Genomic DNA, 26,649 nt, shown 5'->3' on the forward strand with positions numbered 1-26,649 from the left:
CGGTATTCAGACTACTGTCAGGAGTTGACACTTATGCGCCGCACTTTGATTGCTATCGCGATCGCCGCCGCCGTGGCAGTGCCCTCGATCGGGCAAGCCAAGACCTTCCGCTGGGCCGCCCAGGGCGACATCCTCACGTTCGATCCGCACTCGCAGAACGAAGGCATGACGATCGCCGCCAACAGCTACATCTACGAGCCCCTGGTCGACTACGACAAGTCTTTCAAGGTGTCGCCGCGCCTGGCCACCGAATGGGAACAGGTATCGCCCACGCTGTACCGCTTCAAGCTGCGTCCCAACGTCAAGTTCCATGACGGCGCCGCGTTCACGGCTGACGACGTGGTGTTCTCGATCCACCGCGCCATGGCGCCCACGTCGAACTACAAGGCCTACACCACCGGCATCAAGGAAGCGCGCAAGATCGACGACCTGACGGTCGAGATCGAAACCTCGGCGCCCAATCCCGTGCTGCTGCGCCAGCTGACCAACGTGTTCATCATGAACAAGGCCTGGTCCGAAAAGAACAACATCCCCAAGCCGCAGGACTTCGTCAACAAAGAAGAAACCTACGGCGCGCGCAACACCAACGGCACGGGCCCCTACAAGCTCAAGAGCCGCGAAGTCGACGTGCGCACCGTCTTCGAGGAAAACAAGGACTGGTGGAACAAGGCTGACAAGGTCGGCAACGTGACCGAAGTCATCTTCACGCCGATCAAGCAGAACGCCACCCGCACCGCCGCGCTGCTCTCGGGCGAAATCGACTTCGTGCTGGACCCTGCCGCCCAGGATCTGGAGCGCCTGCGCCAGCAGCAGAAGGTCGTCGAAGGCAACGAATACCGCACCATCTACCTGGGCCTGGACCAGAAGCGTCCCGAGCTGCAGTACTCCAACATCAAGGGCAAGAACCCCTTCCAGGACATCCGCGTGCGCGAAGCGCTGTACCGCGCCATCGACGTGGACGCCATCAAGCGCGCCGTGATGCGCGGCCTGTCGGCGCCCACCGGCACGATGATCGCCCCGCAGGTGCATGGCTGGGCTGAATCGGTGCACAAGCGCGTGCCCTACGATCCCGAAAAGGCCCGCGCCCTGCTGAAGGAAGCCGGCTATGACGGCACGCTGAACTTCACGCTGGACTGCCCGAACAACCGCTACATCAACGACGAAGCCATCTGTCAGGCCGTCGTCGGCATGTGGGCCAAGGTCGGCGTCAAGGCCACCATGAACGCCATGCCGCGCTCCACGTACTTCCCGAAGGTGCAGTCGTTCGACACCAGCGCCTATCTGTTCGGCTGGGGCGTGCCCACGTTCGACGCCATGTACACGCTGCAAAACCTGATCCGCACCAAGGGCGAAGGCGCTGACGGCATGTACAACCTGGGCAACTACAGCAACAAGGAACTCGACGTCATCATCGACCGGATCAAGACCGAGACCGATGCGAAGAAGCGCGACGCCGACATCATCACCGTGCTGGAAGGGCACGCCAAGGACTTCGGGCACATCCCGCTGCACGACCAGGTCATCCCCTGGGCCATGCGCAAGAACGTCACGGTCATCCACCGTGCCGACAATCGCCTCGTTGCCGATTGGGTCAAGGTTGACTGATCCAGGCTAACCAGACGGCGGGACCTACCCGGTTCCGCCGTCTTGCTTTTTTTCGCCTATGTTCGCTTTCATACTGCGTCGCCTGTTGCAGGCCGTAGCGGTGATGCTCACCGTCGCGCTACTGGCCTTTGTGCTTTTCCAATACGTCGGCGACCCTGTCACCATCATGCTGGGGCAGGACGCCACCGATGCCGAGCGCATCGAACTGCGTGAACGCCTGGGCCTGAACGAGCCCGCCATCGTTCAATTCGGCCACTTCGTGGCCAACGCCGTGCAGGGCAATTTCGGTATCTCCCTGCGCCAGAGCGAACCCGTTTCAACGCTGCTGAAATCCCGCCTGCCCGCCACCCTTGAGCTGTCCATGGTGGCCGCCTTGCTGGCGCTCGTCGTGGGCGTGCCGCTGGGCGTGTACACGGCGCTCAAGCGCAACAGCCTGGTCTCGCAGATGCTGCTGGCCGGGTCGCTGCTGGGCGTGTCGCTGCCGACCTTCCTGATCGGCATCCTGCTGATCCTGGTGTTCTCGGTGCAACTGGGCTGGCTGCCCAGCTATGGGCGCGGCGATACCGTCAGCCTGGGCTGGTGGACCTCGGGCCTGTTCACCGCCACGGGCTGGAAGCACCTCATCCTGCCGTCCATCACGCTGTCGCTCTTCCAGATGACGCTGGTGCTGCGGCTGGTGCGCTCCGAAATGCTGGAGGTCCTGCGCTCGGACTACATCAAGTTCGCGCGCGCCCGGGGCCTGAAGCGCCGCGCCATCCACTTTGGTCACGCGCTCAAGAACACGATGGTGCCCGTCATCACCATCACGGGCCTGCAATTGGGCGGCATCATCGCCTTCGCCATCGTGACCGAGACCGTGTTCCAGTGGCCGGGCATGGGCCTGCTCTTCATCCAGGCGGTCCAATTCGCCGACGTGCCGGTGATGGCCGCGTACCTGTGCCTGATCGCGCTGGTGTTCGTGGTGATCAACCTGATCGTCGATCTTCTGTATTTCGTCGTGGACCCGCGGCTGCGTTCCGGGCTGACTCGCGGCGGGGGGGGTCACTGATGCGTGCCGTACTCAAACGCTGGTGGGACAGCGACATCGCTTGGGCCTGGCGCCGGGCGCCCGTGGCCATCGTCGCCACGCTGCTGCTCGCAGCCCTGTTGATCGGCTCCTTCGGGGCCGGCTGGGTCGCGCCGCACAATCCGTTCGACCTGACCAAGGTCGAACTGCTGGACGCGTTGCTGCCGCCGGCCTGGGAACCCAACGGGCAGGCCACATACCTGCTTGGCACCGACAGCCAGGGCCGCGATCTGTATTCGGCCATCCTGTACGGCACGCGCGTGTCGCTGCTGATCGGCCTGGCCTCGGTGCTGCTGTCGATGGTGATCGGCATCGTGCTCGGGCTGGTGTCCGGTTATGCCGGCGGCCGCGTCGACGCGTTCATCATGCGTGTCGCCGACGTGCAACTCTCGTTCCCTGCCATCCTGATCGCACTTCTGATCGACGGCGTGGCCCGCGCGGCGGTACCGCGCGAGATGCACGAGATCATCGCCTTCCCTGTGCTGATCGGCGCGATCGCGCTGGCCGGCTGGCCGCAGTACGCCCGCACGGTGCGCGGTTCGACGCTGGTGGAAAAGAACCGTGAATACGTGCAGGCCGCCCGCGTGATCGGCGTGGCCTCGCCCGTCATCATGTTCCGCCACGTGCTGCCCAACGTGCTGGGTCCGGTGCTGGTGCTGGCCACGGTTCACCTGGCCACCGCCATCATCACCGAGGCGACGCTGTCGTTCCTGGGGGTGGGGGTGCCGCCGACCGCGCCGTCGCTCGGCACGCTGATCCGGATCGGCAACGATTTCCTGTTTTCCGGAGAGTGGTGGATCACCATTTTCCCGGGCGCGGCCCTGGTGCTGCTGGTGCTGTCGGTCAACCTGCTGGGTGACTGGCTGCGCGACGCACTCAACCCGCGTCTGAACTGAGGGTAACCATGAGCGCATTACTCGAAGTCCGCAACCTGCGCGTGGAGTTTCCCACGCGCCGCGGCACGCTACGCGCCCTGGACGACGTGTCCTTTTCCATCCAGGCTGGCGAAGTCCTGGGCGTGGTAGGCGAATCCGGCGCCGGCAAATCGCTGACCGGCGCCTCCATCATCGGCCTGCTCGAACCCCCGGGCCGCATCGCGGCCGGCGAGATCCTGCTGGACGGCCGGCGCATCGACAACCTGCCCGACGAGCAGATGCGCCGTGTGCGCGGCCGCGAGATCGGGGCGGTGTTCCAGGACCCGCTGACGTCGCTGAACCCGCTGTACACGGTGGGCCGGCAACTGGCTGAAACCATCGTCACCCATCTGGACATGACGTGGTCGCAGGCGCGCAACCGCGCGGTCGAGCTGCTGGCGTCCACGGGCATTCCCGCCGCGCGCGAACGCATCGACCACTATCCGCATCAGTTTTCCGGCGGCATGCGACAGCGCGTCGTGATTGCGCTGGCCCTGGCCGCCGAGCCCAAGCTGGTGGTGGCGGACGAGCCCACGACCGCGCTCGACGTCTCGATCCAGGCGCAGATCATCGAGCTGCTCAAGCGTCTGTGCCGCGAAAACGGCACGGCCGTCATGCTGATCACGCATGACATGGGCGTGATCGCCGAGACCGCCGACCGCGTGGCGGTGATGTACGCCGGCCGCGTGGCCGAGATCGGCCCGGTGGCAGACGTGATCCACAAGCCGCGCCATCCTTACACGTCGGGGCTGATGGGCTCCATTCCCACGCTCGAAGGCCACACCGAACGGCTGGTGCAGATCGACGGCAGCATGCCGCGCCTGAACGCCATTCCGCCGGGCTGTGCGTTCAATCCGCGCTGCGGCCAGCGCCTGCCGCGCTGCGCGCACGACCGTCCCGAGCTGATGCCCGCAGGCACGTCGCGCGCGGCCTGTTGGCTGCATGACAAAGGCAATACGTTGGAGGTGGCCGCATGAGCACGCCCTTGGTTCAAGTAAAGGACGCGGCCCGCTGGTTCGACGTATCGCCGCCCTGGCTGGAGCGCGCGTTGGCACGCAAGCCCAAAGTGATGCTGCGCGCGGTGGACGGTGTGTCGTTCGACATCGCCCGCGGCGAAACGCTGGCGCTGGTGGGCGAATCCGGCTGTGGCAAGTCCACGGTCGCGCGCATGCTGGTCGGGCTGTATGGCCTGACGCGCGGCGACATCAGCTTCGATGGGCAGCCGCTGTCGCGCATGTCCGAGCCCGGCGGGCGCGCCCTGCGCAAGCGCCTGCAGATGATTTTCCAGGATCCCTATGCCAGCCTGAATCCGCGCTGGCGCGTGGGCCGCATCATTGCCGAGCCGATGCTGACGCACACACAGATGTCGCCCGCAGACCGCGTGGCGCGCGTCGGCGAACTGCTCCGGCAGGTGGGTCTGGATCCCGCTGACCAGAGCCGCTATCCGCACCAGTTCTCGGGCGGGCAGCGCCAGCGCATCTCGATCGCGCGCGCGCTGGCGGTCAATCCGGAATTCCTGGTGTGCGACGAGCCCACCTCGGCGCTGGACGTGTCCGTGCAGGCGCAGGTGCTGAACCTGATGAAGGACCTGCAGCGCAAGCTGGGCCTGACGTACCTGTTCATCTCGCACAACCTGGCCGTCGTGCACCACGTGGCGGATCGCGTGGGGGTGATGTACCTGGGCCGCATGGTGGAAGTCGCGCCGCGCGACGAACTCTTCGCGCGGCCGCGGCATCCCTACACGCGGATGCTGCTCGAGGCGATTCCGGACATCAACGGCGCGGGCAAGCCGCGTACCGCAGTGGCGGGCGAGGTGCCAAATCCCCTGAATCCGCCGTCCGGATGCACGTTCCATCCGCGCTGCCCGCACGCCAACGACCGTTGCAAGGCCGAGGCGCCGGTCGCGAAGCTGGCGGGGGTGTCGATCGTGGCCTGCCACGCTGTCGAGGAAGGCCGGATCACCGTGTGATCCTGCAAACGCCGTGGACCGGGCGCCTGCCCGGGCCGCGGCGCGCCGCTCAGTGGCGGTGGTTGTGGACCTCGTCGTACGGCGTGTCGTCGTCCGCGTCGTCTTCCTCTTCTTCCTCGTCTTCCTCTTGCTCAGCGGGATCCGGCTGCGGTTCCTCGGTCAGCGCAAAGGGCAGCACGTCTTCCAGGTTGTCGGACCAGGCGGACTCTTCGCCATCGTGGTCCAGCTTGATGAAGCGCTCGCCGTCGTTCAGCGAAATCTGGATCGCCCACAGGTACAGGCAGTCGTAGGTGTCGTCGTCGGACTGCGGCAGGCCGCCGCGATTGCCGAGCAGGCGCGCGCCCGGCCCGCCCATCTGCACGTGTGTCTGTTCCTCGTCCGTCTCGGCCTTCTCGTCCATTGGGACGCCGTAGGTCACCCATTCGGTGCCTTCGTCGCCCAGCACCACTTCCGCCAGCACGGGTTTGCCCAGATAGGCGCTGAGTGCATCCGCGGTCTTGGCCAGCATGTCCAGTTCGGGAGGGCTGAAATGGGTCAAGGAAGCGGGGGGGGTGGCAGAGGCGGACATGAAGGTTCCTGGGCGCGATGAAGCCGCGACGGCACGGCAGATACGTCAGGCGCTATTGTCGCGCGAACGGCGTTGCGGTGCATCGGGCGCTTGGATTACGAAGAAACGCGGGCGGTATCCGGATGGCGTGCTAGTGCGCCAACTTATAAGTGACATATACAGCGAGTCGGACGGGGCCTACACTGGCGTGCTTTCCGTATTTCTGCCTTGCCGTTTCAATGATGCGCTCCGACGCCCCGCAGCTTCCCCTCCGCTTTCTCCTGTTTCCGCTTCTGGCGGCGCTGATCTGGTCGGTCAACATGATCGTGACCAAGATGGCCGCTGGCGTCATCGCGCCGGCCGCCATCGGCTTTTACCGCTGGGCGCTGGCGGGCATCGTGCTGACCCCCTTTGCGTTGCCGGGCGTATGGTCGCAACGCCGCCAGGTGCTGGCGCATCTGCCGAAGTTCGCCGTGCTGGGCGGCCTGGGCATGGCGTTGTACCAGGGCCTGGCGTATGTGGCCGCCGCCTCCACCACCGCCACCAACATGGGTTTCATCACCGCGATGATCCCGCTCATGACCATCGCCGTCATGGCGGTGATCATGCGCGAGCGTCCTTCGGCCATGGCGCTGTTGGGCAGCCTGGTGTCGCTGGCCGGCCTGGCGCTGCTGATCGGCGAGGGCGATCCGGCCCGGCTCCTGTCCGTGGGCGCCAACCACGGCGACGTGCTGATGGGGCTGGGCGCGCTGGCCTATGCGCTGTATGGCGTGCTGTTGCGGCGCTGGGCGCTGCCCGTGGGGCCGTGGCAGTCGCTGTACGTGCAGGTCGCGTTCGGCATCCTGTTCCAGCTTCCCGCCTTCCTGCTGGCGGCGCCGTCGCCGCTCAATGCCGCCAACGTGCCGCTGGTGCTTTATGCCGCGGTGTTTCCGTCGCTGTTCGCGCCGTATCTGTGGATGCAGGGCGTGCGCCACCTGGGTCCCAATCGTGCCAGCATCTTCCTGAACGTCATGCCCGTGTTCACCGTGGCCATCGCGGCGCTGTTCCTCGATGAAAAGCCGCATCTCTTTCACATTGCCGGCGGGGCGCTGGCGCTGGCCGGTGTGATGCTGGCCCAGATGCGCACGCCTGGTCTGCCGGGCCGCGCCGCGAAGACCCACTGAAGGCGGGCCGAGGCCCAAATCAAGGCGAGATGGGGCCGGATCACCGCTTCCGCACGCCGGTCAGGGTTCCGGCCTACAATCAACGGTTTCTCAGCTATATCTCACCTACGAGCCCATGGCCCAATACGTCTACACCATGAACCGCGTCGGCAAGATCGTGCCGCCCAAGCGGCAGATCCTGCGCGATATCTCCCTTTCGTTTTTTCCTGGCGCCAAGATCGGCGTGCTGGGCCTGAACGGCTCGGGCAAGTCGACGCTGCTGAAGATCATGGCGGGCGTCGACCGCGAGATCGAAGGCGAAGCCGTGCCCATGCCGGGCCTGAACATCGGCTACCTGCCGCAGGAACCGCAGCTCAACCCCGAGCACACGGTCCGCCAAGCGGTCGAGGAAGGCCTGGGCGCCGTCGTCACCGCCAAGAAGCGCCTGGACGAGGTTTACGCCGCGTACGCGGAACCCGACGCTGACTTCGACGCGCTGGCCGCTGAACAGGCCGATCTTGAAGCCATCATCGCCGCCGCCGCCTCCAGCGGCGCGGACGACATCGAACACCAGATGGAAATCGCCGCCGACGCGCTGCGCCTGCCGCCCTGGGATGCCACCGTCGGCAACCTGTCCGGCGGTGAAAAGCGCCGCGTGGCCCTGTGCCGCCTGCTGCTGTCCAAGCCCGACATGCTGCTGCTCGACGAGCCCACCAACCACTTGGACGCCGAAAGCGTGGAGTGGCTGGAGCAGTTCCTGCACAAGTTCCCCGGCACCGTCGTCGGCGTGACCCACGATCGCTACTTCCTGGACAACGCTGCCGAATGGATCCTGGAACTGGACCGCGGCTACGGGATCCCTTGGAAGGGCAACTACAGCTCGTGGCTGGAACAGAAGGAAGACCGCCTCAAGCAGGAAGAGTCCTCGGAGTCGGCGCGCCAGAAGACCATCAAGAAGGAACTGGAGTGGGTGCGCCAGAACCCGAAGGGACGCCAGGCCAAGGCCAAGGCGCGTATGGCGCGTTTCGAGGAACTGTCTTCGTACGAATACCAGAAGCGCAACGAAACCCAGGAAATCTTCATTCCGGTGGGCGAGCGCCTGGGCAACGAGGTCATCGAATTCAACAACGTCAGCAAGGCCTACGGCGACCGCCTGCTGATCGACAACCTCAGCTTCAAGGTGCCGCCGGGCGCCATCGTCGGCATCATCGGCGCGAACGGCGCCGGTAAGTCCACGCTGTTCCGCATGATCGCCGGCCGCGAGCAACCGGATTCGGGCGAAGTGAAGATCGGCCAGACCGTGAAGCTCGCCTTCGTCGACCAGTCGCGCGACGCGCTGGAAGACAAGAAGACGGTGTTCGACGCCGTGTCCGATGGCGCCGACATCCTGACCGTCGGCAAGTTCGAGATGTCGTCGCGCGCCTATCTGGGCCGCTTCAACTTCAAGGGCGGCGACCAGAACAAGGTCGTGGGCCAGCTTTCCGGCGGCGAACGCGGGCGCCTGCACATGGCCAAGACGCTGATCGCGGGCGGCAACGTCCTGCTGCTTGACGAACCGTCCAACGACCTCGACGTCGAAACGCTGCGCGCGCTGGAAGACGGGCTGCTCGAGTTCCCCGGCAGCATCATGGTCATCAGCCACGATCGCTGGTTCCTGGACCGTATCGCCACGCACATCATGGCCTTCGAAGGCGATTCGCAGGTCGTATTCTTTGACGGCAACTATCAGGAATACGAAGCCGACAAGAAGCGCCGCCTGGGCGAAGAGGGCGCCAAGCCCAAGCGCCTGCGCTACAAGGCGTTGAAGTAAACAGCCGATTCTTCTGGTGTCTGACACCCAGGTGGCACAGTCTTCAATTCAAGACGCCGCCGCAAGGGTGTCAGACACCAGCCGAGTAGGAACACCGCCAAAAATCCCGGCCAAGCGCCGGGATTTTTTTTGGCATCAAAGATCCTTTGAGGTGTCTGACACCCTGGTGAGATTCGCGTCATACCAGGTGCGTCTCCCAAGGGTGTCAGACACCGGCCCGAGAAAGGGTGTCAGACACCGGCCCGAGAGACATCACCGCCCCACAGCGTTATGCTGACCCCTTGCCCCCAGGAGTCCCTCACCATGCTGCTGTCCGCCTCCGATTCCACCCTGCTGATCGTCGACATGCAGGGCCGCCTGATGCCTGTCATCCACGACGGCGACGCCGTGCTCAACGCCGCGCACAAGCTGGCGCAGGCGGCGCGGTTGCTTGATGTGCCGGTCGTGGCCACCGAGCACCACAGCAAGATGCTGGGCGTCACGGTGGACCCGTTGCGCGAGCTGGTGCAGGCCTCTTTCCAGAAGATGCACTTTTCGTCAGCCCGCGAACCGGGTTTCGACGGCTGGCTGCCGGCTTCACGCAAGACGGTGCTGGTGGCCGGCTGCGAGGCGCATATCTGCGTGCTGCAAACCGTGATCGGTCTGGTGGATCTAGGCTACAAGACGGTGCTCGTCGCGGATGCGGCCGGTTCACGCAAGCCATCGGACCATCATGCCGCGCTGCGCCGCGCGCGCGCCCATGGCGCGGAGATCGTCACGACAGAGATGGCGATTTTCGAGTGGATGGAGACGTGCGAGCACCCGCGTTTCCGTGACGTGTTACGTCTGGTCAAATAGCGGCTGGCCCTTGCAACATCGTTCCCTGGGGAGTGCAAAAGTTCGCTCTCCCTTTGACACAATTCCTGGGCAAACCTAACACCCCGTCCCCGGATAATTTGCGATCCTGAAAGCTCTAAACCCCTAAAGGTCCGCGCGCTCGCGTTTTGATTCTCCGGTGCGGCCCCGGGTAAAAGAACAGGAGCTACATCATGAAAATCGCATCGCTTTCCAAGATCTGTGCCGCTGTGGCGTTGGCTGCCACCATGGCGGGTTGTTCATCGTGGGATGGCATGAGCCATCGCCAGAAGAGCACCGTGGGGGGCGCCGCACTGGGCGGCGTCGCGGGTGCGGTGATCACCAACGGCGGCGTGCTCGGCACGGTCGGCGGCGCGGCGATCGGCGGTGTGATCGGCGACCAGGTCGGCAAGCGCTAATCCTTCGTCGTACCAAAAGCAACGCCCGGCAATGCCGGGCGTTTTTTATGTGCGACGCGCGCCGGCAAGGCCGGCGCACAGCGGAGACATCAGGTCTCGTTCTGCGGCATTTCGATCTTCACTTCCAACACTTCCAGCGTGTCCTGGCGTTCCAGGTGCACCTTGATGTCTTCGGGATTGATCTTCACGTACTTGGAGATGACCGCGATCAGTTCCTGCTGAAGCTGCGGCAGGTAATCGGGCGAATCCCCGCGGCCACGCTCGTGGGCAAGGATGATCTGCAACCGTTCTTTGGCGACGGATGCGGAGGTCTTCTTTTGACCGAGCAGAAACGACAGGAAGGACATCGCTTACTTGCCTCCGAACAGGCGTTTCAGGAAACCCGGCTTTTCGTAATCGGTAAAGCGCAGGGCCTTGTCTTCGCCAAGGTAACGGCTGACGACGTCCTTGTAGGCTTCCGAGACGTCGGTGTCTTTCAGGTGAATGGCCGGCAGGCCCTGGTTCGACGCCTGCAGCACGGCTTCGGATTCGGGAATCACGCCGATGAGCTTGATGCGCAGGATGTCTTCGATGTCGGTCAGCGACAGCATCTCGCCGTCGGAGACGCGCTTGGGGTTGTAGCGGGTCAGCAGCAGGTATTCCTTGACCGGCTCGTCGCCATCGACCGCGCGCTTGGACTTGGCGGCCAGGATGCCCAGGATGCGGTCCGAGTCACGCACCGACGAGACTTCGGGGTTGGTGACCACCAGCGCGTCATCGGCAAAGTAGGCCGCCATCAGCGCACCGGTTTCGATGCCGGCGGGGGAATCGCAGACGATATAGTCGAAACCCATTTCCTTCAGGTCGTTGATGACCTTTTCCACGCCTTCCTGCGTCAGCGCATCCTTGTCGCGCGTTTGCGAGGCGGGCAGGATGAAAAGGTTTTCGAGCTGCTTGTCCTTGATGAGCGCTTGCTTGAGGGTCGCCTCGCCTTGGATCACATTGACGAAGTCATACACCACGCGACGCTCGCAACCCATGATGAGGTCGAGGTTGCGCAGGCCGACGTCGAAGTCGATGACAGCGGTCTTGTGGCCCCGCATCGCGAGGCCCGCGGAAAAACTGGCGCTCGTCGTGGTCTTGCCCACGCCGCCTTTGCCGGAAGTCACCACAACAATGCGTGTCATGACGATCAAACCCTTATGTTCGAATAAATCGCGTTATCGTAAAGCAAAAAGCCCGTGTAAGGCTTCTTACAGGATGTGTTGAGATTTGAGCGGGCCGCGGCCGCGCCGCCGTCTCGCAGGATGCCGCGCACCGGGCGCGGCATCAGGCCTTCAGCGCTTCGATGCGCAGCGTGTCGCCATCCAGGCGGACCAGCGCGGGCTGGTTCTGCAGCGTGCCATCGAGCTTGTCTTCGACCACGCGGTAGACACCCGCCACGGCCAGCAATTCCGCATCCAGATGCGTCGTGAAGATGCGCGCCGACGTGTCGCCGCGCGCGCCGGCCATGGCCTTGCCGCGCAGCGGACCGTAAACGTGCACGTTGCCGTCGGCGATGACTTCGGCGCCTTGGCTGACCATGCCGATCACCACCAGATCCGTATGCCGTGCGTAAACACGCTGGCCCGAGCGCAGCGGCCGCGTGACCACCAGCGCCGACGACGAGTGCGGGGCCGCGGCCGTCGGACTGGGCGCGGACGTGGTGCTGCTTGCGGCGCGGGCGGGCAGGGGATCGGCGTCGGCTGCGGGCTTTTCGGCCTGCGTTTCGGCCTTTGCTTCGGCAACGTCAGCGGCCGCAGCCTTGTCTTGCGATGCGGCATCCGCGGCAGGCGTCTGCGCGCCAGCTGCCGACGTGTCGGTGGGCGCGGGCGCGATCTCGACCGCGGCTGCCGGCACCGACGGCACGGGCGTGGCGACATCGTTAGGTGGCGCGGTGTCCACCACGGGGGCGGGGCGCGCGGCGGGCGTAGACAGTTCGACCGGGGTCAGGCCGGCATCGCGCGCGGCCTGCAGATTGGCGCCTTCGGCCACCACGCCGATCGGGGGCAGGTTGTGGCCGCGCAGCGACGCCACCAGTGCCGGCCAGTCGATCGGTTCCTCGACCCGGCTGGCGTCGATGACGACGGGCTCGTTTTCAAAGAAGCTGCCGGCGTCCGCCATGCGCTTGGCAAGCGCTGCGTTCAGGCGTTCGGGATCGGCGCTGTGCAAAACCACCCGAATGGCATACAGGGTGGCGCTCTTGAAGTCCAGGGCTAGGGATTCAGTGTTCATCTTGATTGTGGCTGGCGGTCCGGGCGGCGAAAAACGGCGCGCGCAACCGGCTGCGGGATGTCGGGGATGATAACCCGCCCGGGGCGGCCTGCGCCGGGCGCACGGCGAAAGAAAAAGGCGCCGCAAGGCGCCTTTTCCGGGTATTGCGCACGCGGGCGCGTCAGCCCTGGGCCCAGGAATCGCGCAGGGTCACGATGCGGTTCAGCACCGGCGCGTCCGCCGTCGAGTCCTTCAGGTCGGCCGTGAAATAGCCCAGGCGCTCAAATTGCCAGGTCGCGCCCGGCGTGGCCACGGTGCCCGGTTCCAGCCAGGCCGTGACGGTCTGCTTGGAGTTGGGGTTCAGGCAGGTCAGGAAGTCCTTGTCGCCGCCGTCCGGTCGCGGATCCGCAAACAGGCGGTCGTACAGGTGGATCTGGGCGGGCACCGCGTGCGCCGCGCTGACCCAGGTGATGTTGCCCTTGACCTTGACGCTGTCCGCGCCCGGCGTGCCGCTCTTGGTGTCCGGCAGATACTCGGCCTGCACTTCGACGACCTCGCCGGCCTCGTTCTTGGTGAAACCGGTGCAGCGCACGACATAGCCGTACTTCAGGCGCACGGTGTTGCCGGGGAACAGGCGGAAATACTTCTTGGGCGCTTCCTCGCGGAAGTCGTCGCGTTCGATCCAGAGTTCGCGCGACAGCGGGAACTCGCGCACGCCGGCTTCCGGGTCGTGCGGGTTGCGCGGCGCGGTGCAGGTCTCGGTCTGGCCTTCCGGGTAGTTGGTGATGACCAGCTTGATCGGGTCCAGCACGGCGACCGAGCGCGCGGCGATGGGGTCCAGGTCGTCGCGCACGGCCTGTTCGAGCAGGCTGTAGTCGATGCGCGAATCGGACTTGGACACGGCGGTGCGGTCGCAGAACAGGCGGATCGACGCGGGCGTGTAGCCGCGGCGGCGCAGGCCGAAGATGGTGGGCATGCGCGGATCGTCCCAGCCGTCCACATGGCCTTCCTTGACCAACTGCAGCAGCTTGCGCTTGCTGGTGACTACGTAGCTCAGGTTCAGGCGGGCGAATTCGTACTGGTGCGGCAGCGGCTGGGCCAGCTTGCCCAGTTCGGCCAGGCGGGTCAGGATCCAGTCGTAGAACGGGCGCTGATCTTCGAATTCCAGCGTGCAGACGCTGTGCGTGATGCCTTCCAGCGCGTCTTCCACCGGGTGGGCCCAGCTATACATCGGGTAGATGCACCACTGGTCGCCGGTGCGATGGTGCGTGGCGTGGCGCACGCGGTACATGACCGGGTCGCGCAGGTTGATGTTGGGCGACGCCATGTTGATCTTGGCGCGCAGCACCAGGCTGCCGTCCGGATGCTTGCCGTCGCGCATTTCGCGCAGCAGCGCGATGGACTCGGCGGCCGGGCGGTTGCGCCAGGGCGAATCCGTGCCGGGCTCGGTCAGCGTGCCGCGGTTGGCGCGGATTTCTTCCGCGCTTTGTTCGTCGACGTAAGCGTGGCCCGCTTCGACCAGCGCTTCGGCGAACTCATACATATAGCCGAAGTAGTCGCTGGCGAAGTACAGGTTCTCGCGGCCGTCGGCCTTCCAGTCAAAGCCCAGCCAGTGGACGGCCTCGATGATGGCGTCGACGTATTCCTGGTCTTCCTTCTCGGGGTTGGTGTCGTCAAAACGCAGATGACAGACACCGCCGAAATCGCGCGCCAGACCGAAGTTCACGCAGATGCTCTTGGCGTGGCCGATGTGCAGGTAGCCGTTGGGCTCCGGCGGGAAGCGCGTGCGGATGCGCGCCGGGTCCGCGTCCCCCTGCTGCTGCAAGGCCGCCGGGCCAGGCTTGCCCGCCCAGCGCTTGCCCTGGAAGCGGTTGGCTTCGAGGTCGTCTTGGACGATGTTGAGCAGGAAGTTTGATGCGGCGGGGGTCGGCGTCGGGGCGGTGGTCATTCTTGAAAGAATAGGAAAAAGCAGCGACAAAGCGTCAATTTTGCCACGTTCCGCAGCGCAGCCATTTTTGCCACGCCTGCAACCGGTTTCAATCGGCCCCCATAGTCATGTAACTGGCTCTACACTACGGGCCATTATGGATATCTCGACCCTATCCCTGGCCCGGGCGCAGTTCGTGGCCAGTCTTAGCTTCCTGGCGCTTTTTCTCGCCGTTTCCCTCGCGCTGGCCTGGGTGCTGCTGTTTTTCAAGATCCGGGCCCGCTGGTCCAGCCATGGCGGCTGGACGGCGGCCTACCGCTTCTGGGTCCGCATTTTTGCGCTGTCCTTTGTGCTGACGCTGGCCGCCAGCGTGCCCGTCCTGATCCAGATCGGCAGCCTGTGGGCCGGGCTCATGGACAAGATCGGCAATGTGGCCGGTCCGCTGCTGGGCTACGGCATCCTGTCCGTCTTCATCCTCAAATCCTGTTTCCTGGGCGTCATGCTGTTCGGCCAGCGCCGCGTGTCCGATGGCGCGCACACGCTGGCGGTCCTGATGGTCGCCGCCGGGCAGCTCGTCGCCGTGTTCTGGGTGCTGGCCCTGCAATCGTGGATGCAGACGCCGGATGGCGCGCTGCTGGTCGACGGCCGCTACCAGGTCTACGACTGGCACAAGGTCGTGCTCAATCCCTCGGTCGGCTGGCGCATGGCCGTGGTGATGGTCGGCGCGGCGCTGGCCGCCTCGTTCCTGATGCTGGGCGTGACCGCGCTGCAAGCGTTGCGGCGGCCGCTGGGCGAGGGCGAGCGCAGCGTGTTCAAGACGGCGCTGGTGGTGGCCCTGGTGGCCGCGTTCCTGCAGGTGCCCGTCGCGACCGGCGCGGGGCAGATGATGGCGCAACTGCAACCGGCCAAGGCCGCCGCCGCCGCGGGCTTCTGGCAGAGCGGCCCCGTGCCGCAACTGGTGCTGTTCGGCTGGCCCGACGCGCGCGCGCACGTCAACGAGGGCGACCTCACGATCAACAACGCCGGCGGCATGTGGCTGCATCGCAATGCGGACGGCACCTACCAGGGCCTGGACAAGTATTCGGGCATGCTGCCGCCGGTGGCGCTGACCTTCTGGTCGCTGCGCGTGGCCGTCGGCCTGGGCCTGCTGATGCTGGCCGTGGCGTGCGTGACCTTCCTGTGGACCTTCCGGCGCGGCATGGACCCGTCCGCCTTGCCACCGTGGTGGCAGCGGGTCCTGTGCGGCATGATGTTTTCCGGCGGCATCGCCGTCGTGGCTGGCTGGTGGGTTTCCATCATCGGACTGCAACCCTTTGTCGTGAACGGCACCGTCACGCAATCCGAGGTCCTGGGTTCCGCGCCCTCCAGCACCGTGCTGTACGGGCTGGCCGGCTACGGGCTGCTGTACGCGCTGCTGCTGGCCGCGTTCGCCGGCATGCTGTTCCATGCGGCGCGTTACGGCGTCGTGCCCGTGCGCAAGTTGAGCGGAGGTGCGCCATGATTGCCATGCTGGCGGCCTCGCAAGGCCTGAGCCCCGACGATCCCTCGTTCTGGATGCCGCTCGCCTTCATGGCGCTGCTGTTTGTCGTGATTGCCGCGGGCATGGTCCTGGACGGCTTCGACCTCGGCGTGGGGATCCTGCTGCAGATCGCGCCGGAGCACGAGCGCGGCCGCATGATGAGCCTGCTCAGCCCGTGGCGCGACGCCAACGAGTTCTGGCTGCTGCTGGGCATGGGGCTATTTGCGGCGGCATTCCCGTTCGCCTGGGGCGCCGTGCTGGGCAAGCTCTACGGACCGCTGACGTTCATGGTGCTGGGCGTGGTGCTGCGCAGTGTCGCCTTCGAATTCCGCATCCGCGCCCGCAACGACATGAAGCCGCGCTGGATCTTCGCGTTCTGGGCCGGCTCGATCATCACCGCGTTCGGTCAAGGCATGCTGCTTGGTCGCATCGCCACGGGCTACCAGTCGGACGCGGGCTATGGCTGGTTTGCGATGTTCGTGGGTCTGTGCGCGGTGGCCGCATATGTATTGCTGGGCGCGTCGTGGCTGGTCATGCGCGTGGAGGGCGACCTGCAGCGCCGCGCCGCCAACTGGGCGCGCCACGCGATCCGCTGGACGGCCGTGGGCATGGTGTCGATCGCGGTCACGCTGGGCCTGGCCAACGCCGGCATCTTCTACAAGTGGAGCAATATCGCGCACCTGAGCCTGGCGGCGTCGGTATGGGTGCTGATGCTGGCCGGCTTCGTCGCCGCGGAAATGCTGCTTGCGCGTCTGCCGGGCCGCGCCGATCGCTTCAGCTGGCTGCCCTTTGTGCTGACGGTGGCGCTGTTCCTGTTGATGCTGAGCGGACTGGCGTACAGCCTGTTCCCGTACCTGATCCTGGACGACATGACGCTGTGGGATGGCGCGGGCGCACTGGGCTCGATGCGGCTCGTGATGGCCGGCGCCGTCGTGGGGATTCCGGTGGTGCTGGTGTTCAACATCCTGGCGTACCGGTCGGTCTTCGGCAAGGAGCGCCGCCCCGTGCCGCTGCTGCCGCCGCCGTCGTACTAAACCACGGGACGCGCCACCCGCTGCAGGATTTCTTCGCCGTAGGCTTCCAGCTTGCGGGCCCCCACGCCGCTGATGTGGCTCAGTTCGTCCATGGACTCGGGCTGCGCCAGCGCGATTTCGCGCAGTGTGGCGTCGTGGAAGATCACGTAGGCGGGCACGCCATGGCTCTTGGCGACTTCACCGCGCCAGGCGCGCAACGCCTCGTAAACCGGCTGCAATTCGGCCGGCAGGTCGATCGTTGCCGCCTTGGGCCGTCCGCTGCCCGTCTTGCTGGACCGCGGCTTCTTTTCAGACTCGCGCCGCAGCATGAGCTGGCGTTCGCCCTTGAGCACGGCGCGGCTGCCTTCGGTCAGGGCCAGCGTGCCGAAGCCTTCGTTGTCGACGGTCAGGAGGCCCTGCGCCAATAGCTGGCGCAGCACGCCGCGCCACGCGGTATCGGAGAGGTCGGCGCCCACGCCGAACACGCTGAGCGACTCGTGTCCGTGCTGCTTGGTGCGGTCGGTGACCTTGCCGCGCAGGATGTCGATGATGTGGCCGGCGCCGTAGCGCTGGCCGCGTTCCTTCCAGAGCCGGTACACGGCCGACAGCACCTTCTGCGCCGCCACCGTGCCGTCCCACGCCTGCGGCGGATCCAGGCAGACATCGCAGTTGCCGCACGCGGTGATCTGCTGGCCAAAGTAAGCCAGCAGCCGCACGCGCCGGCATTCCACCGTTTCGCACAGGCCCAGCATGGCATCGAGCTGCTGGCCCAGGCGCCGGCGATAGGATTCGTCGCCCGGAGATTCGTCGATCATGCGGCGCTGCTGCACCACGTCCTGCAAACCATAGGCGAGCCAGGCCGTGGCGGGCAGGCCATCGCGGCCGGCACGGCCGGTTTCCTGGTAGTAGCCCTCGACCGACTTGGGCAGGTCGATGTGCGCCACGAAGCGAACGTCGGGCTTGTCGATGCCCATGCCGAACGCAATGGTGGCGACCATGACCACGCCGTCCTCGCGCAAAAAGCGCGACTGGTTGGCCGCCCGCACCTGGGCGCTGAGGCCCGCGTGGTACGGCATGGCATCGATGCCCTGGTTGCAGAGGAACTCGGCCGTCTCTTCGACCCGGGCACGCGACAGGCAATACACCACGCCGGATTCGCCTTCGTGCTCGGTGCGGATCATGTCCAGCAACTGCTTGCGCACCTCGTTCTTTTCGACGATGCGGTAGCGGATGTTGGGACGGTCGAAGCTCGAAACGAAGTGGCGCGCTTCGTCCAGCGACAGGCGCTGCGCGATTTCGGTGCGGGTGACGGCGGTGGCGGTGGCCGTGAGCGCGATGCGCGGCACGTCCGGCCAGCGCTCGTGCAACATGGACAGACCGAGGTATTCGGGCCGGAAGTCATGACCCCATTGGGACACGCAGTGCGCTTCGTCAATGGCGAACAGCGCGATGCGGCCGCGGTCCAGCAATTGCAGGCAGCGGTCGGTCAGGAGGCGTTCGGGCGCGACGTAAAGCAGGTCGAGCTCGCCATCCAGGAAGGCCTGCTCGACCTCGCGGGCCACCCGCCATTCCTGCGTGGAATTCAGGAACGCCGCGCGCACGCCCAGTTCGGTCAGCGCGTCGACCTGGTCCTGCATCAGCGCGATCAGGGGCGACACGACGATGCCGGTGCCTTCACGCACCAGCGAGGGGATCTGGTAACAGAGCGACTTGCCGCCGCCGGTGGGCATGAGGACGAGCGCGTCGCCGCCGCCGATCACCTGTTCGACGATGGCTTGCTGGTCGCTGCGGAAGGATTCGTAACCGAAAACGCGCTGCAACACGCCGAGGGCGCGCGCGTCAGACATGGGGATAGGGCGGAAGCATCATGGCAGGGATTTTAAGCCCCAATTCCACCGGGTCCGTTCCGGCGGGATTTTTTCGTCCATCTACCCAGTGCTTACCAACTGAGCCAGGTGCCGCGCATGAAGGTGTCCACGGGCATGCTCAGGTTGGCGCGCCACCCGTAGTCGCCCGTCACGATGTCGCGGTCGGCGCCGACGGCCAGCTTGACCTTCGGGGCAACGAACATGCTGTGGGACAGGCCCACGCGCTGCTCGGCCAGCACCGAGCCCTCGCGCAGGCCGGAATACGTGCCGCTCAGCGTGCCCCAGCCGGACAGCGGGACGCCGGCCGACACGGTGTTGCGCGTCTGGGCAGTGGAGGCCACACCGTCGGAATACGTGGACAGGTCGCCGTAGCCCGCGCCGATCTGCTCGTTGGTGTAGCCCAGCGTCACGGTGTCGGCTACATCGATGCTGTAGCCGAAGCGATAGCGGTAGCCGCTGGCCGCATCGAACGTGCTTTGCGTGGCGCCGGCCCGGAAGGTGCCGAACTCCCCGGCGTTGTACGTGGTGCCCACGCCGCGGGTGGTCAGCGACGGGGCGCTCTGCATCTGGCCTTCGACCGTCACCACCGGCGTCAGCCCGTAGCGCACGCTGCCGCTGCCCACGGACGCGCCGTAGTCGACCGCGCCGGACTTGGCGGACGGATCCATCAGGTTCAGCTTGCCCAGCGATGATGAGTAGCCGAAGCTGCCCTCGGGCAGCGTGGGGCCGGTGCCGCCCCAATTGGCGATCTGCAGCCCGCCCACCGGCGCGCCGCTGCCCCACGCCGGTGCATTGGGGCTGACATTGCCCACCGTGAGGGACGGGCCGGTCGTGTTGTTATAGACCCAGTTGCGGCTGCCGCCGTAGCGCAGGCCGTCCTGGCCGCCGACCGACGAGAACCAGGGGCGCGAGGGGCGCGAGACGCCGGAAATCACGATGACCGGCACGCGGGGGAGGTCGCCGTTTTCCAGCGCGAAGGAATAGTCCGGCGGAATGTCTTGCGCTGCAGCCGGCGTTGCCAGCGGGTCGCAGGACAGGGGTGCCGTCGGCGCGTTGCCGGTCAACCCCAAGCCCGTGCCCGGAATGAAGCCGTCGGCCAGGTCCTGACCGCCGTCGCGCACCGTGGTGTCCATGCCGGGTTCGGTCGCATGCAGGTCGCACGGCGTCGGGTCCAACGGCACGGCGCGCTCGTCCAGCGACGGGGCAGGGCGTACCGGCAGGGATTGCACCGGCGACAGGACGCCAATGCCGCGCGCCACGCGCGTGACTTCGCCCGCCGGGGGCGGCGTCAATGTAAAAGGGGACACGTCGGGCTCGTCACCAAAAGCGGGCGCCAGCGGCCAGGCCAGGCCCGCCGTCAGCGCCGCGTGCAACAGCCCTCTGCGCCAGGGGTTAGCTGTGGCGGCCATGGGGACAGTGTAGGCAGGACCCTGCCGTTCATCTGTAAACGATCTTTAGGAAAGTCCACGAAGGGCGGCAGGCGAAGCGCCATTCTAGGGCCAGTTGGGGGGCGCGGACACCGCCGTTGCAAAAACCCCGTCACATCAGTGGTACAGGGTGCAACGGGTATATTTCAGATGATTTCCTGCCCCTTGCAGGCAACGGCGACGCGCCGCACTATGACGCCCATGGACAATTCCCACACCAAGCTGCTGGTCGTCGACGACGATCCGGCGCTGCGCCAGTTGCTGGCCGACTACCTGAACCGGCACGGCTACGACACATTGCTGGCGCCGGACGCGACCGATCTTTCCTCGCGCATCACCCGTTACGCGCCCGATCTGCTGGTGCTCGACCGCATGCTGCCCGGCGGCGATGGCGCCGACGCCTGCCGCCGCCTGCGCGAGCAGGGCGAGGACATTCCCGTCATCCTGCTGACCGCGCGCGACGAAGCCGTGGACCGCATCATCGGCCTGGAGGCCGGCGCCGACGACTACGTCGGCAAGCCCTTCGACCCCCGCGAACTGCTGGCCCGCATCGAGGCCGTGCTGCGCCGCAAGCGCGGCCCGTCCGCGCTTACGAAGGACGCGCCGGTCTCGTTCGGCCCGTTCGTGTTCGACCCGTCCACGCGCCAGCTTTCCCGCGACGGCACCGTCGTCAAGCTGACCGGCGGCGAGATCAACCTGCTTGAAGCCCTGGTGCGCAATGCCGGCAAGCCGCTGTCGCGCGAACGCCTGCTGGCGCTGGCCCGCGACGACGACGCCGGCGAGCGCAACGACCGCGCGATCGACATCGCGATCCTGCGCCTGCGCCGCGTCATCGAAGACGATCCCAAGCAGCCGCGCTGGATCCAGACCGTCTGGGGCATCGGTTACCGGTTCTCGCCCTGATGCGCTTTTCCCCCGGCATTCTGGTGCCCCGCTCGCTGCGGGCACGGCTGATCCTGCTGATCCTGGGATCCGTCCTGCTGACGCAGGCCGCCACATTGGTGACGGTGTCGTATTTCCGGCACAAGTTCATGGAAGACACGGCGATCGGCTACATCGTCACCACCATCCGCACACTGCGCGCCGCCGTGTCCCAGGTGCCGGCCGAAGATCGCGCCGATTTCGTGCGGACCGCGTCCCAGAACCAGTGGCGGTTGTGGTCGCGCGTGCTGCCGGCCGAAGCCAAGCTGCAACGCTTCAACGGCCGCCGCCCGCCGCCGCGCGCCGCGCCGCGCCCGCCGCCTTCGCCGCCGCCGTCCACCCAGGATTCCCAGTTTCACGGGCCGCCGCCGCCCCCGCCGCCCGAGGTCCGCGACGACGAGCGCGACACGGACGCCGCGCGTGCGGACGGACGTGGCGACGCGCAGCGCACCGGTGACGGCGCCCGCGACCGCGAGGAATCCAACCGCCGCTACAAGCCCGAGCCCGACGACATCCGCCGCGACCTGCGGGTGCTGGTGCAGCAGCTGAACGAACGCCTGAACGACGGCACGCGCGTGGCGCTGTCGCGCGGCCCCACGCCCGAAATCTTCATTTCGCTGGCGCCCAACCCGGCCACCGAAGATGCGCCGCGGCTGCGCGAGTGGCTGGTCATTCCGCTGGAACGGCTGGACCCGCCCGTCGCCACGCCGTTCATCGCCGCCTGGCTGGGTGGCCTGGGCCTCCTGCTGCTTCTGGCCGTGGGCTTTTCGTGGCACATCACGCGGCCGATCACGCGCCTTGCCGACGCCGCGGACCAGTTGGCCGCGGGGCAGCCCCAACGCGTGGAGCCCTCGGGGCCGCACGAAACGCGCGTGCTGGGCGAACGCTTCAACGCCATGCTGGACGCGTTGTCCGAGTCCGACTCGGTGCGTCGCACGCTGCTTTCCGGCCTGCCGCATGACCTGAAGGGGCCGCTGTCACGCATGTGGCTGCGCGTCGAAATGGCCGACGATTCCACGCTGAAGGAAGGCCTGCGCACGGACCTGCGCGATATGCAGCACATGGTGGATCAGTTCATCGGTTTCGTGCGCGGCACGGATCCGGCGGCCTACCGCTACGCGCCCATCGTGCTGTCCGAATGGCTGACCGAGCGCGTGGGCGCCTGGCAGGGCGCCGGCACCGCCATCGGCCTGGACACTGCCCTGGATGCCAGCGGCCTGGTGGTGCAGGCCGACGCCGTGGCGCTGGGCCGCCTGCTGGACAACCTGATCGGCAACGCGCTGAACCACGGTGCGCCGCCGGTGGAAATTGCATTGCGCCGCGAGGAAGGGCACGCGGTGCTGGACGTGGCCGACCACGGCCCGGGCATCGTGCCCGAGCGCCGCCTGGAGGCCTTGCGGCCGTTCAGCCGGCTGGACGACGCGCGCACCCGCACCGGTAGCGTCGGCCTCGGCCTGGCGCTGGCCGAAGCCATCGCCCGGGCGCACGGCGGGTCTCTCGAATTGCGCGAGGCAGAATCCGGCGGCCTGTGCGTGCGGGTCCTGCTGCCGCTGTCCCAGGTCGCCTGACCGCAGGCCGCTTGACCGGCGTGCCCCGGGAGCAACCCCCGGGGCAGCCCGCGCTACGGTACGATTCATCCTGCTTCGTCCTTTGCCCGTACCCCGCACCATGGCCATCCAGTCCGATTCGCTTTCCTCCCGTCCCGACGCCCCTCGCATCGTGGCGCCGCAGCCGGTGTCACCGAACGAGGAGTCGATCGAGCGCGCGCTGCGGCCCAAGGCGCTGGAAGAGTATGTCGGGCAACAGCGCGCCCGCGAACAGCTTGAGATCTTCATTGCCGCGGCCAGAAAGCGCGGCGAGGCGCTGGATCACGTCCTGCTTTTTGGCCCGCCGGGCCTGGGCAAGACCACGCTCGCGCACATCATCGCCCACGAAATGGGCGTGCAGTTGCGCCAGACCTCGGGTCCGGTCCTTGAGCGCCCCGGCGACCTGGCCGCGTTGCTGACCAACCTCGAGAAGAACGACGTCCTCTTCATCGACGAGATCCACCGCCTCTCGCCCGTCGTCGAGGAAATCCTCTATCCGGCGCTGGAAGACTTCCAGATCGACATCCTGATCGGCGAAGGTCCGGCCGCGCGCAGCGTGAAGCTGGACCTGCAGCCCTTCACGCTGGTGGGCGCCACGACGCGCGCCGGGATGCTGACCAATCCGTTGCGCGACCGCTTCGGCATCGTCTCGCGGCTCGAGTTCTACAACGCCGCCGATCTCGGCCGCATCGTGACGCGCAGCTCGGGGTTGCTCAATGCCGTCATCACGCCGGATGGCGCGGCCGAGGTGGCGCGCCGCGCCCGCGGCACGCCGCGTATCGCCAACCGCCTGCTGCGCCGGGTGCGCGACTACGCCGAGGTGAAGGCGAACGGCACGATCGATGGCGACGTCGCGGGCCGCGCGCTCGCCATGCTTGAAGTCGATCCGCAAGGCCTGGACCTGATGGACAGGAAGCTGCTCGAAGCCATCGTCCACAAGTTCGATGGCGGCCCGGTCGGCGTGGACAGTCTGGCTGCCGCCATCGGCGAAGAGCGCGACACGATCGAAGACGTCATTGAGCCGTACCTCATCCAGCACGGGTACCTGCAACGCACGCCGCGCGGCCGCACCGCCACGCTGACCACCTGGCGTCATCTGGGCCTGACGCCGCCCGCGGGCACGACCGGCGGCAGCGGCGACCTCTTCGGCAAATAGGCTGCCCCGCGCGCCGTCATGCCAACGGGCGGCGCGCAAACCGCGCTGCGGGTTTATGATCCGAGGGTTTCGTTTCCCCCTCGCGATCTAAGGACCTTATTCCATGCAGCCCGAATTGCCCTCCTATGATGACGTCGTGCGCGCCAGCGAGCGCCTGGCCGGCAACGCACACCGCACGCCCGTCCTGACCTCGGCCACTGCCGATGCCATCGCCGGCGCGTCGCTGTTCTTCAAGTGCGAGAACTTCCAGCGCATGGGCGCCTTCAAGTTCCGGGGCGGCTACAACGCGATCGCGCGCCTCACGCCCGAGCAGCGTGCCGCCGGCGTCGTGACGTTCTCGTCGGGCAATCACGCACAGGCCATCGCGCTGGCCTCCCGGCTGCAGGGCGTTCAAGCCACGATCATCATGCCGCTGGATGCGCCTGCGGCCAAGCGCGCGGCCACCGAAGGCTACGGCGGCAAGATCGTCACCTATGACCGCTACACCGAAGACCGCGAGACCATCGCCCGCCGCATCCAGGCCGAAACCGGCGCCACGCTGATCCCGCCGTACGACCACGAGGACGTGATCACGGGGCAGGGCACCGCCGCCAAGGAGCTGTTCGAGGAAGTCGGCGAGCTCGATTACCTGTTCGTGTGCCTGGGCGGCGGCGGCCTGCTGTCGGGCTCGGCCCTGTCCGCCTTCGCGCTCAGCCCGCGCTGCCTGGTGTACGGCGTGGAGCCCGAAGCCGGCAACGACGGACAGCAGTCCTTGCGCAAGGGTGAAATTGTCCGAATCCCCGCGCCCAAGACGCTGGCCGACGGCGCCGCCACTACCCACCTGGGCAATATCACGTTCCCCCTCATTCAGAAGTACGTGCGCGATATCGTCACGGTGACGGATGAACAGCTCGTCACGACCATGAAGTTTTTTGCCGAGCGCATGAAGATGGTCGTGGAACCCACGGGTTGCCTGGCCGCGGCCGCCGTCATGCAGAACGTGGTGCCGGTGCGTGGGGCCCGGGTAGGCGTCATCATCAGCGGGGGCAACGTCGATCTTCCGGCCTACGCCCGGCTGCTGGCGGGCTGACGCGCATCAAGCGGCGCGCGCGGCGGGCGCCCCGCGCGCGCTTGCGCCTGCCGACCTGGCAAGGCAGAATCGAACCTCGATCCTGACGAACCGGAGGCTACGCCATGCGTATCCTTGTCATTGGCGGCACGGGCTTCATCGGCCGCCACTTGGTAGCACGGCTTTGCGCGGACCCGCATCAGATCATCGTGCCCACGCGGCTCATTGCACGCGGACGCGACCTGCAATTACTTCCCACCGTCACTCTGCTTCAGGCGGACATCCATGACGACGCCGCGCTCGACGGCATGGTCCGGGGCTGCGATGCCGTCGTGAACCTGGTGGGCATCCTGCATGGCAATCTGGGCCGGCCGTATGGGTCGGATTTCGCGCGGGCCCACGTGCATCTGCCGCAGCGCATCGCGCAGGCCTGCGTGCGCCACGGCGTGCGCCGCCTGCTGCACGTCAGCGCGCTGGGCGCCGACTCCAGCGGCGACAGCATGTACCAACGTTCCAAAGGCGACGGCGAAGCCGCCATCAAGGCGGCCTACCAAGACCGCGGCGATATCGGCTGGACCATCTTCCGTCCGTCGGTCCTGTTTGGCCCCGACGACAACTTCACCAATATGTTCGCGTCGCTGGCGCGCTGGCTGCCGGTATTGCCGCTGGCGGGCGCCAATGCGCGCATGCAACCCATCTATGTCGGCGATGTGGTGACCGCCATGGTCAACGCGCTGGCCGACACCCACACCTGCGGCAAGACCTACGAACTGGGCGGGCCGCAGGTCTACACGCTGGGCGAGATCGCGCGGCTGTGCGCCGCCTGGAGCGGCCATCCGCGCCCTGTCATCAGCATTCCGATGGGTGTGGGGCGCATGCAGGCCCGGCTGTTCGAGTGCATGCCGGGCACGCCGCTGATGTCACGCGACAACCTGGATTCCCTGCGCCGCGACAACGTCTGCGGCGGGCCGATCGCGCCCGAGCTGCACGTGGTGCCCACGGGCCTGGAGGCCGTGGCGCCGCGCTACCTGCAGCAAGGCAAGGCGGCCTCGCGCCCTTAGCGCACCAGCGCCTTCAGCGCCTGTTTGATGCCGTCGGACACGCCCACGCCTTCGGGCAGCGTCTTCAGCGCCGACAGCGATTCCTTCTCGGAGTAGCCCAGCGCCAGCAGCGCATTCAGGATGTCGGACTGGTTGTCGTGCGTGACGTGCGACGACGCGCCGATGTCCGCGCCCAGCTTGCCGCGCATTTCCAGCAGCAGCCGTTCCGCGGTCTTCTTGCCGATGCCCGGCACGCGGGTCAGGCGGCCCGACTCCTGCAGCGTGATGGCCTGCGCCAGGTCTGCCACCGACAAACCCGACAGCACGGACAGCGCGGTGCGCGCCCCAATCCCGCTGACCTTGATGAGCTCGCGGAACGCGCTGCGTTCGCCGGCCGAGGCAAAGCCATACAGGATGTGCGCGTCCTCGCGCACGGTCAGATGCGTGTAGAGCGTGACGCGGGAGCCCGTGTCGGGCAGCGAATACAGCGTGCTCATGGGTACGTCGATGTCATACCCCAGTCCGCCGACGTCCACGCAGATCGTGGGGGGCAGTTTTTCGATCAGGGTTCCGGTGATTCTTCCGATCATGGTGAGAGGCCTGGCA

The 26,649-nt window shown here is 66.6% G+C and carries 24 protein-coding genes; 16 read left to right on the forward strand and 8 right to left on the reverse strand.

The window, feature by feature from the left end:
- Nucleotides 1–33: 33 nt before the first annotated feature.
- The 5 genes from AC6LJW_RS05705 to AC6LJW_RS05725 are packed head-to-tail and all read left to right on the forward strand — an operon-like array spanning nucleotide 34 to nucleotide 5,554.
- Nucleotides 34–1,605, forward strand: coding sequence for an ABC transporter substrate-binding protein (locus tag AC6LJW_RS05705; protein ID WP_056568898.1), 1,572 nt, complete (start codon nucleotides 34–36; stop codon nucleotides 1,603–1,605).
- 58 nt (nucleotides 1,606–1,663) lie between these two features.
- Complete coding sequence (locus AC6LJW_RS05710) at nucleotides 1,664–2,653, forward strand: ABC transporter permease (RefSeq protein WP_498086751.1); 990 nt, start codon at nucleotides 1,664–1,666, stop codon at nucleotides 2,651–2,653.
- A complete protein-coding gene (locus tag AC6LJW_RS05715; RefSeq protein WP_056568895.1) occupies nucleotides 2,653–3,567 on the forward strand; it encodes an ABC transporter permease in 915 nt (304 codons plus the stop codon). The genes AC6LJW_RS05710 and AC6LJW_RS05715 overlap by 1 nt, the downstream gene beginning before the upstream one ends.
- Nucleotides 3,568–3,575: 8 nt before the next feature.
- Entirely contained in the window at nucleotides 3,576–4,562 is a 987-nt protein-coding gene (locus tag AC6LJW_RS05720) for an ABC transporter ATP-binding protein (RefSeq protein ID WP_498086753.1), read from the forward strand.
- A complete protein-coding gene (locus AC6LJW_RS05725) occupies nucleotides 4,559–5,554 on the forward strand; it encodes an ABC transporter ATP-binding protein (RefSeq protein ID WP_056568889.1) in 996 nt (331 codons plus the stop codon). The genes AC6LJW_RS05720 and AC6LJW_RS05725 overlap by 4 nt, the downstream gene beginning before the upstream one ends.
- A 49-nt stretch (nucleotides 5,555–5,603) precedes the next feature.
- On the opposite strand, the gene AC6LJW_RS05730 is transcribed toward AC6LJW_RS05725, so the two are convergent.
- Nucleotides 5,604–6,122, reverse strand: coding sequence for a hypothetical protein (locus tag AC6LJW_RS05730; RefSeq protein WP_498086755.1), 519 nt, complete (start codon nucleotides 6,120–6,122; stop codon nucleotides 5,604–5,606).
- Between the two features lie 218 nt (nucleotides 6,123–6,340).
- Here AC6LJW_RS05730 and AC6LJW_RS05735 point away from each other — a divergent pair, with 218 nt between their 5' ends.
- The 4 genes from AC6LJW_RS05735 (at nucleotide 6,341) to AC6LJW_RS05750 (ending at nucleotide 10,306) form a co-directional block, all read left to right on the forward strand.
- Complete coding sequence (locus AC6LJW_RS05735; RefSeq protein ID WP_427984892.1) at nucleotides 6,341–7,264, forward strand: DMT family transporter; 924 nt, start codon at nucleotides 6,341–6,343, stop codon at nucleotides 7,262–7,264.
- Nucleotides 7,265–7,379: 115 nt separating this feature from the next.
- Nucleotides 7,380–9,053, forward strand: coding sequence for an energy-dependent translational throttle protein EttA (ettA, locus tag AC6LJW_RS05740; protein WP_056568880.1), 1,674 nt, complete (start codon nucleotides 7,380–7,382; stop codon nucleotides 9,051–9,053).
- A 303-nt stretch (nucleotides 9,054–9,356) separates the two neighbouring features.
- Nucleotides 9,357–9,890 carry an isochorismatase family protein gene (locus AC6LJW_RS05745; protein ID WP_056568878.1) on the forward strand — a complete coding sequence of 178 codons (534 nt, stop codon included), beginning with the start codon at nucleotides 9,357–9,359 and terminating at the stop codon, nucleotides 9,888–9,890.
- Between the two features lie 191 nt (nucleotides 9,891–10,081).
- A complete protein-coding gene (locus AC6LJW_RS05750) occupies nucleotides 10,082–10,306 on the forward strand; it encodes a YMGG-like glycine zipper-containing protein (RefSeq protein WP_056321146.1) in 225 nt (74 codons plus the stop codon).
- A gap of 89 nt (nucleotides 10,307–10,395) precedes the next feature.
- Here the strand turns inward: AC6LJW_RS05750 and minE are convergent, their stop codons facing one another.
- From minE to AC6LJW_RS05770, 4 genes are all read right to left on the reverse strand, one after another.
- Nucleotides 10,396–10,653 (reverse strand): cell division topological specificity factor MinE, encoded by a 258-nt coding sequence (minE, locus tag AC6LJW_RS05755; protein WP_006217654.1) that lies wholly within the window; start codon nucleotides 10,651–10,653, stop codon nucleotides 10,396–10,398.
- Nucleotides 10,654–10,656: 3 nt separating this feature from the next.
- Entirely contained in the window at nucleotides 10,657–11,472 is an 816-nt protein-coding gene (minD, locus tag AC6LJW_RS05760; RefSeq protein ID WP_056569518.1) for a septum site-determining protein MinD, read from the reverse strand.
- Between the two features lie 142 nt (nucleotides 11,473–11,614).
- Nucleotides 11,615–12,559, reverse strand: coding sequence for a septum site-determining protein MinC (gene minC / locus AC6LJW_RS05765; protein ID WP_498086756.1), 945 nt, complete (start codon nucleotides 12,557–12,559; stop codon nucleotides 11,615–11,617).
- 160 nt (nucleotides 12,560–12,719) lie between these two features.
- Complete coding sequence (locus tag AC6LJW_RS05770) at nucleotides 12,720–14,486, reverse strand: glutamine--tRNA ligase/YqeY domain fusion protein (protein ID WP_056568873.1); 1,767 nt, start codon at nucleotides 14,484–14,486, stop codon at nucleotides 12,720–12,722.
- A 136-nt stretch (nucleotides 14,487–14,622) separates the two neighbouring features.
- Between AC6LJW_RS05770 and AC6LJW_RS05775 the strand changes: the two genes are divergently transcribed.
- Together AC6LJW_RS05775 and AC6LJW_RS05780 are read left to right on the forward strand one after the other, a co-directional pair.
- Entirely contained in the window at nucleotides 14,623–15,966 is a 1,344-nt protein-coding gene (locus AC6LJW_RS05775) for a cytochrome ubiquinol oxidase subunit I (RefSeq protein ID WP_498086757.1), read from the forward strand.
- Nucleotides 15,963–17,018, forward strand: a complete 1,056-nt coding sequence (locus AC6LJW_RS05780; RefSeq protein ID WP_056568868.1) for a cytochrome d ubiquinol oxidase subunit II — start codon at nucleotides 15,963–15,965, stop codon at nucleotides 17,016–17,018. Before AC6LJW_RS05775 ends, AC6LJW_RS05780 begins: the two co-directional genes overlap by 4 nt.
- Here AC6LJW_RS05780 and recQ read toward each other — a convergent pair.
- Nucleotides 17,015–18,844, reverse strand: a complete 1,830-nt coding sequence (recQ, locus tag AC6LJW_RS05785; protein WP_056568865.1) for a DNA helicase RecQ — start codon at nucleotides 18,842–18,844, stop codon at nucleotides 17,015–17,017. The genes AC6LJW_RS05780 and recQ overlap by 4 nt on opposite strands.
- Before the next feature lie 92 nt (nucleotides 18,845–18,936).
- Nucleotides 18,937–20,274 carry a fimbrial protein gene (locus tag AC6LJW_RS05790; RefSeq protein WP_498086758.1) on the reverse strand — a complete coding sequence of 446 codons (1,338 nt, stop codon included), beginning with the start codon at nucleotides 20,272–20,274 and terminating at the stop codon, nucleotides 18,937–18,939.
- A gap of 219 nt (nucleotides 20,275–20,493) precedes the next feature.
- On the opposite strand from AC6LJW_RS05790, the gene AC6LJW_RS05795 reads away from it, so the two are divergent.
- The 5 genes from AC6LJW_RS05795 (at nucleotide 20,494) to AC6LJW_RS05815 (ending at nucleotide 26,064) form a co-directional block, all read left to right on the forward strand.
- A complete protein-coding gene (locus AC6LJW_RS05795; protein ID WP_008158717.1) occupies nucleotides 20,494–21,195 on the forward strand; it encodes a response regulator in 702 nt (233 codons plus the stop codon).
- On the forward strand, nucleotides 21,195–22,781 hold the full coding sequence (locus tag AC6LJW_RS05800; protein WP_056568861.1) for a sensor histidine kinase: 1,587 nt from the start codon (nucleotides 21,195–21,197) through the stop codon (nucleotides 22,779–22,781). Before AC6LJW_RS05795 ends, AC6LJW_RS05800 begins: the two co-directional genes overlap by 1 nt.
- 100 nt (nucleotides 22,782–22,881) lie before the next feature.
- Nucleotides 22,882–23,955 carry a Holliday junction branch migration DNA helicase RuvB gene (gene ruvB / locus AC6LJW_RS05805; protein WP_056568858.1) on the forward strand — a complete coding sequence of 358 codons (1,074 nt, stop codon included), beginning with the start codon at nucleotides 22,882–22,884 and terminating at the stop codon, nucleotides 23,953–23,955.
- Between the two features lie 103 nt (nucleotides 23,956–24,058).
- Nucleotides 24,059–25,024: a threo-3-hydroxy-L-aspartate ammonia-lyase gene (locus AC6LJW_RS05810; RefSeq protein WP_056568855.1), complete on the forward strand. Its 966-nt coding sequence runs from the start codon at nucleotides 24,059–24,061 to the stop codon at nucleotides 25,022–25,024.
- 104 nt (nucleotides 25,025–25,128) lie between these two features.
- A complete protein-coding gene (locus AC6LJW_RS05815) occupies nucleotides 25,129–26,064 on the forward strand; it encodes a complex I NDUFA9 subunit family protein (RefSeq protein ID WP_056568853.1) in 936 nt (311 codons plus the stop codon).
- Here AC6LJW_RS05815 and ruvA read toward each other — a convergent pair.
- Complete coding sequence (ruvA, locus tag AC6LJW_RS05820; RefSeq protein WP_056568851.1) at nucleotides 26,061–26,633, reverse strand: Holliday junction branch migration protein RuvA; 573 nt, start codon at nucleotides 26,631–26,633, stop codon at nucleotides 26,061–26,063. The genes AC6LJW_RS05815 and ruvA overlap by 4 nt on opposite strands.
- Nucleotides 26,634–26,649 lie beyond the last annotated feature (16 nt).

The organism is Achromobacter sp. 1012554356 (assembly GCF_059760815.1).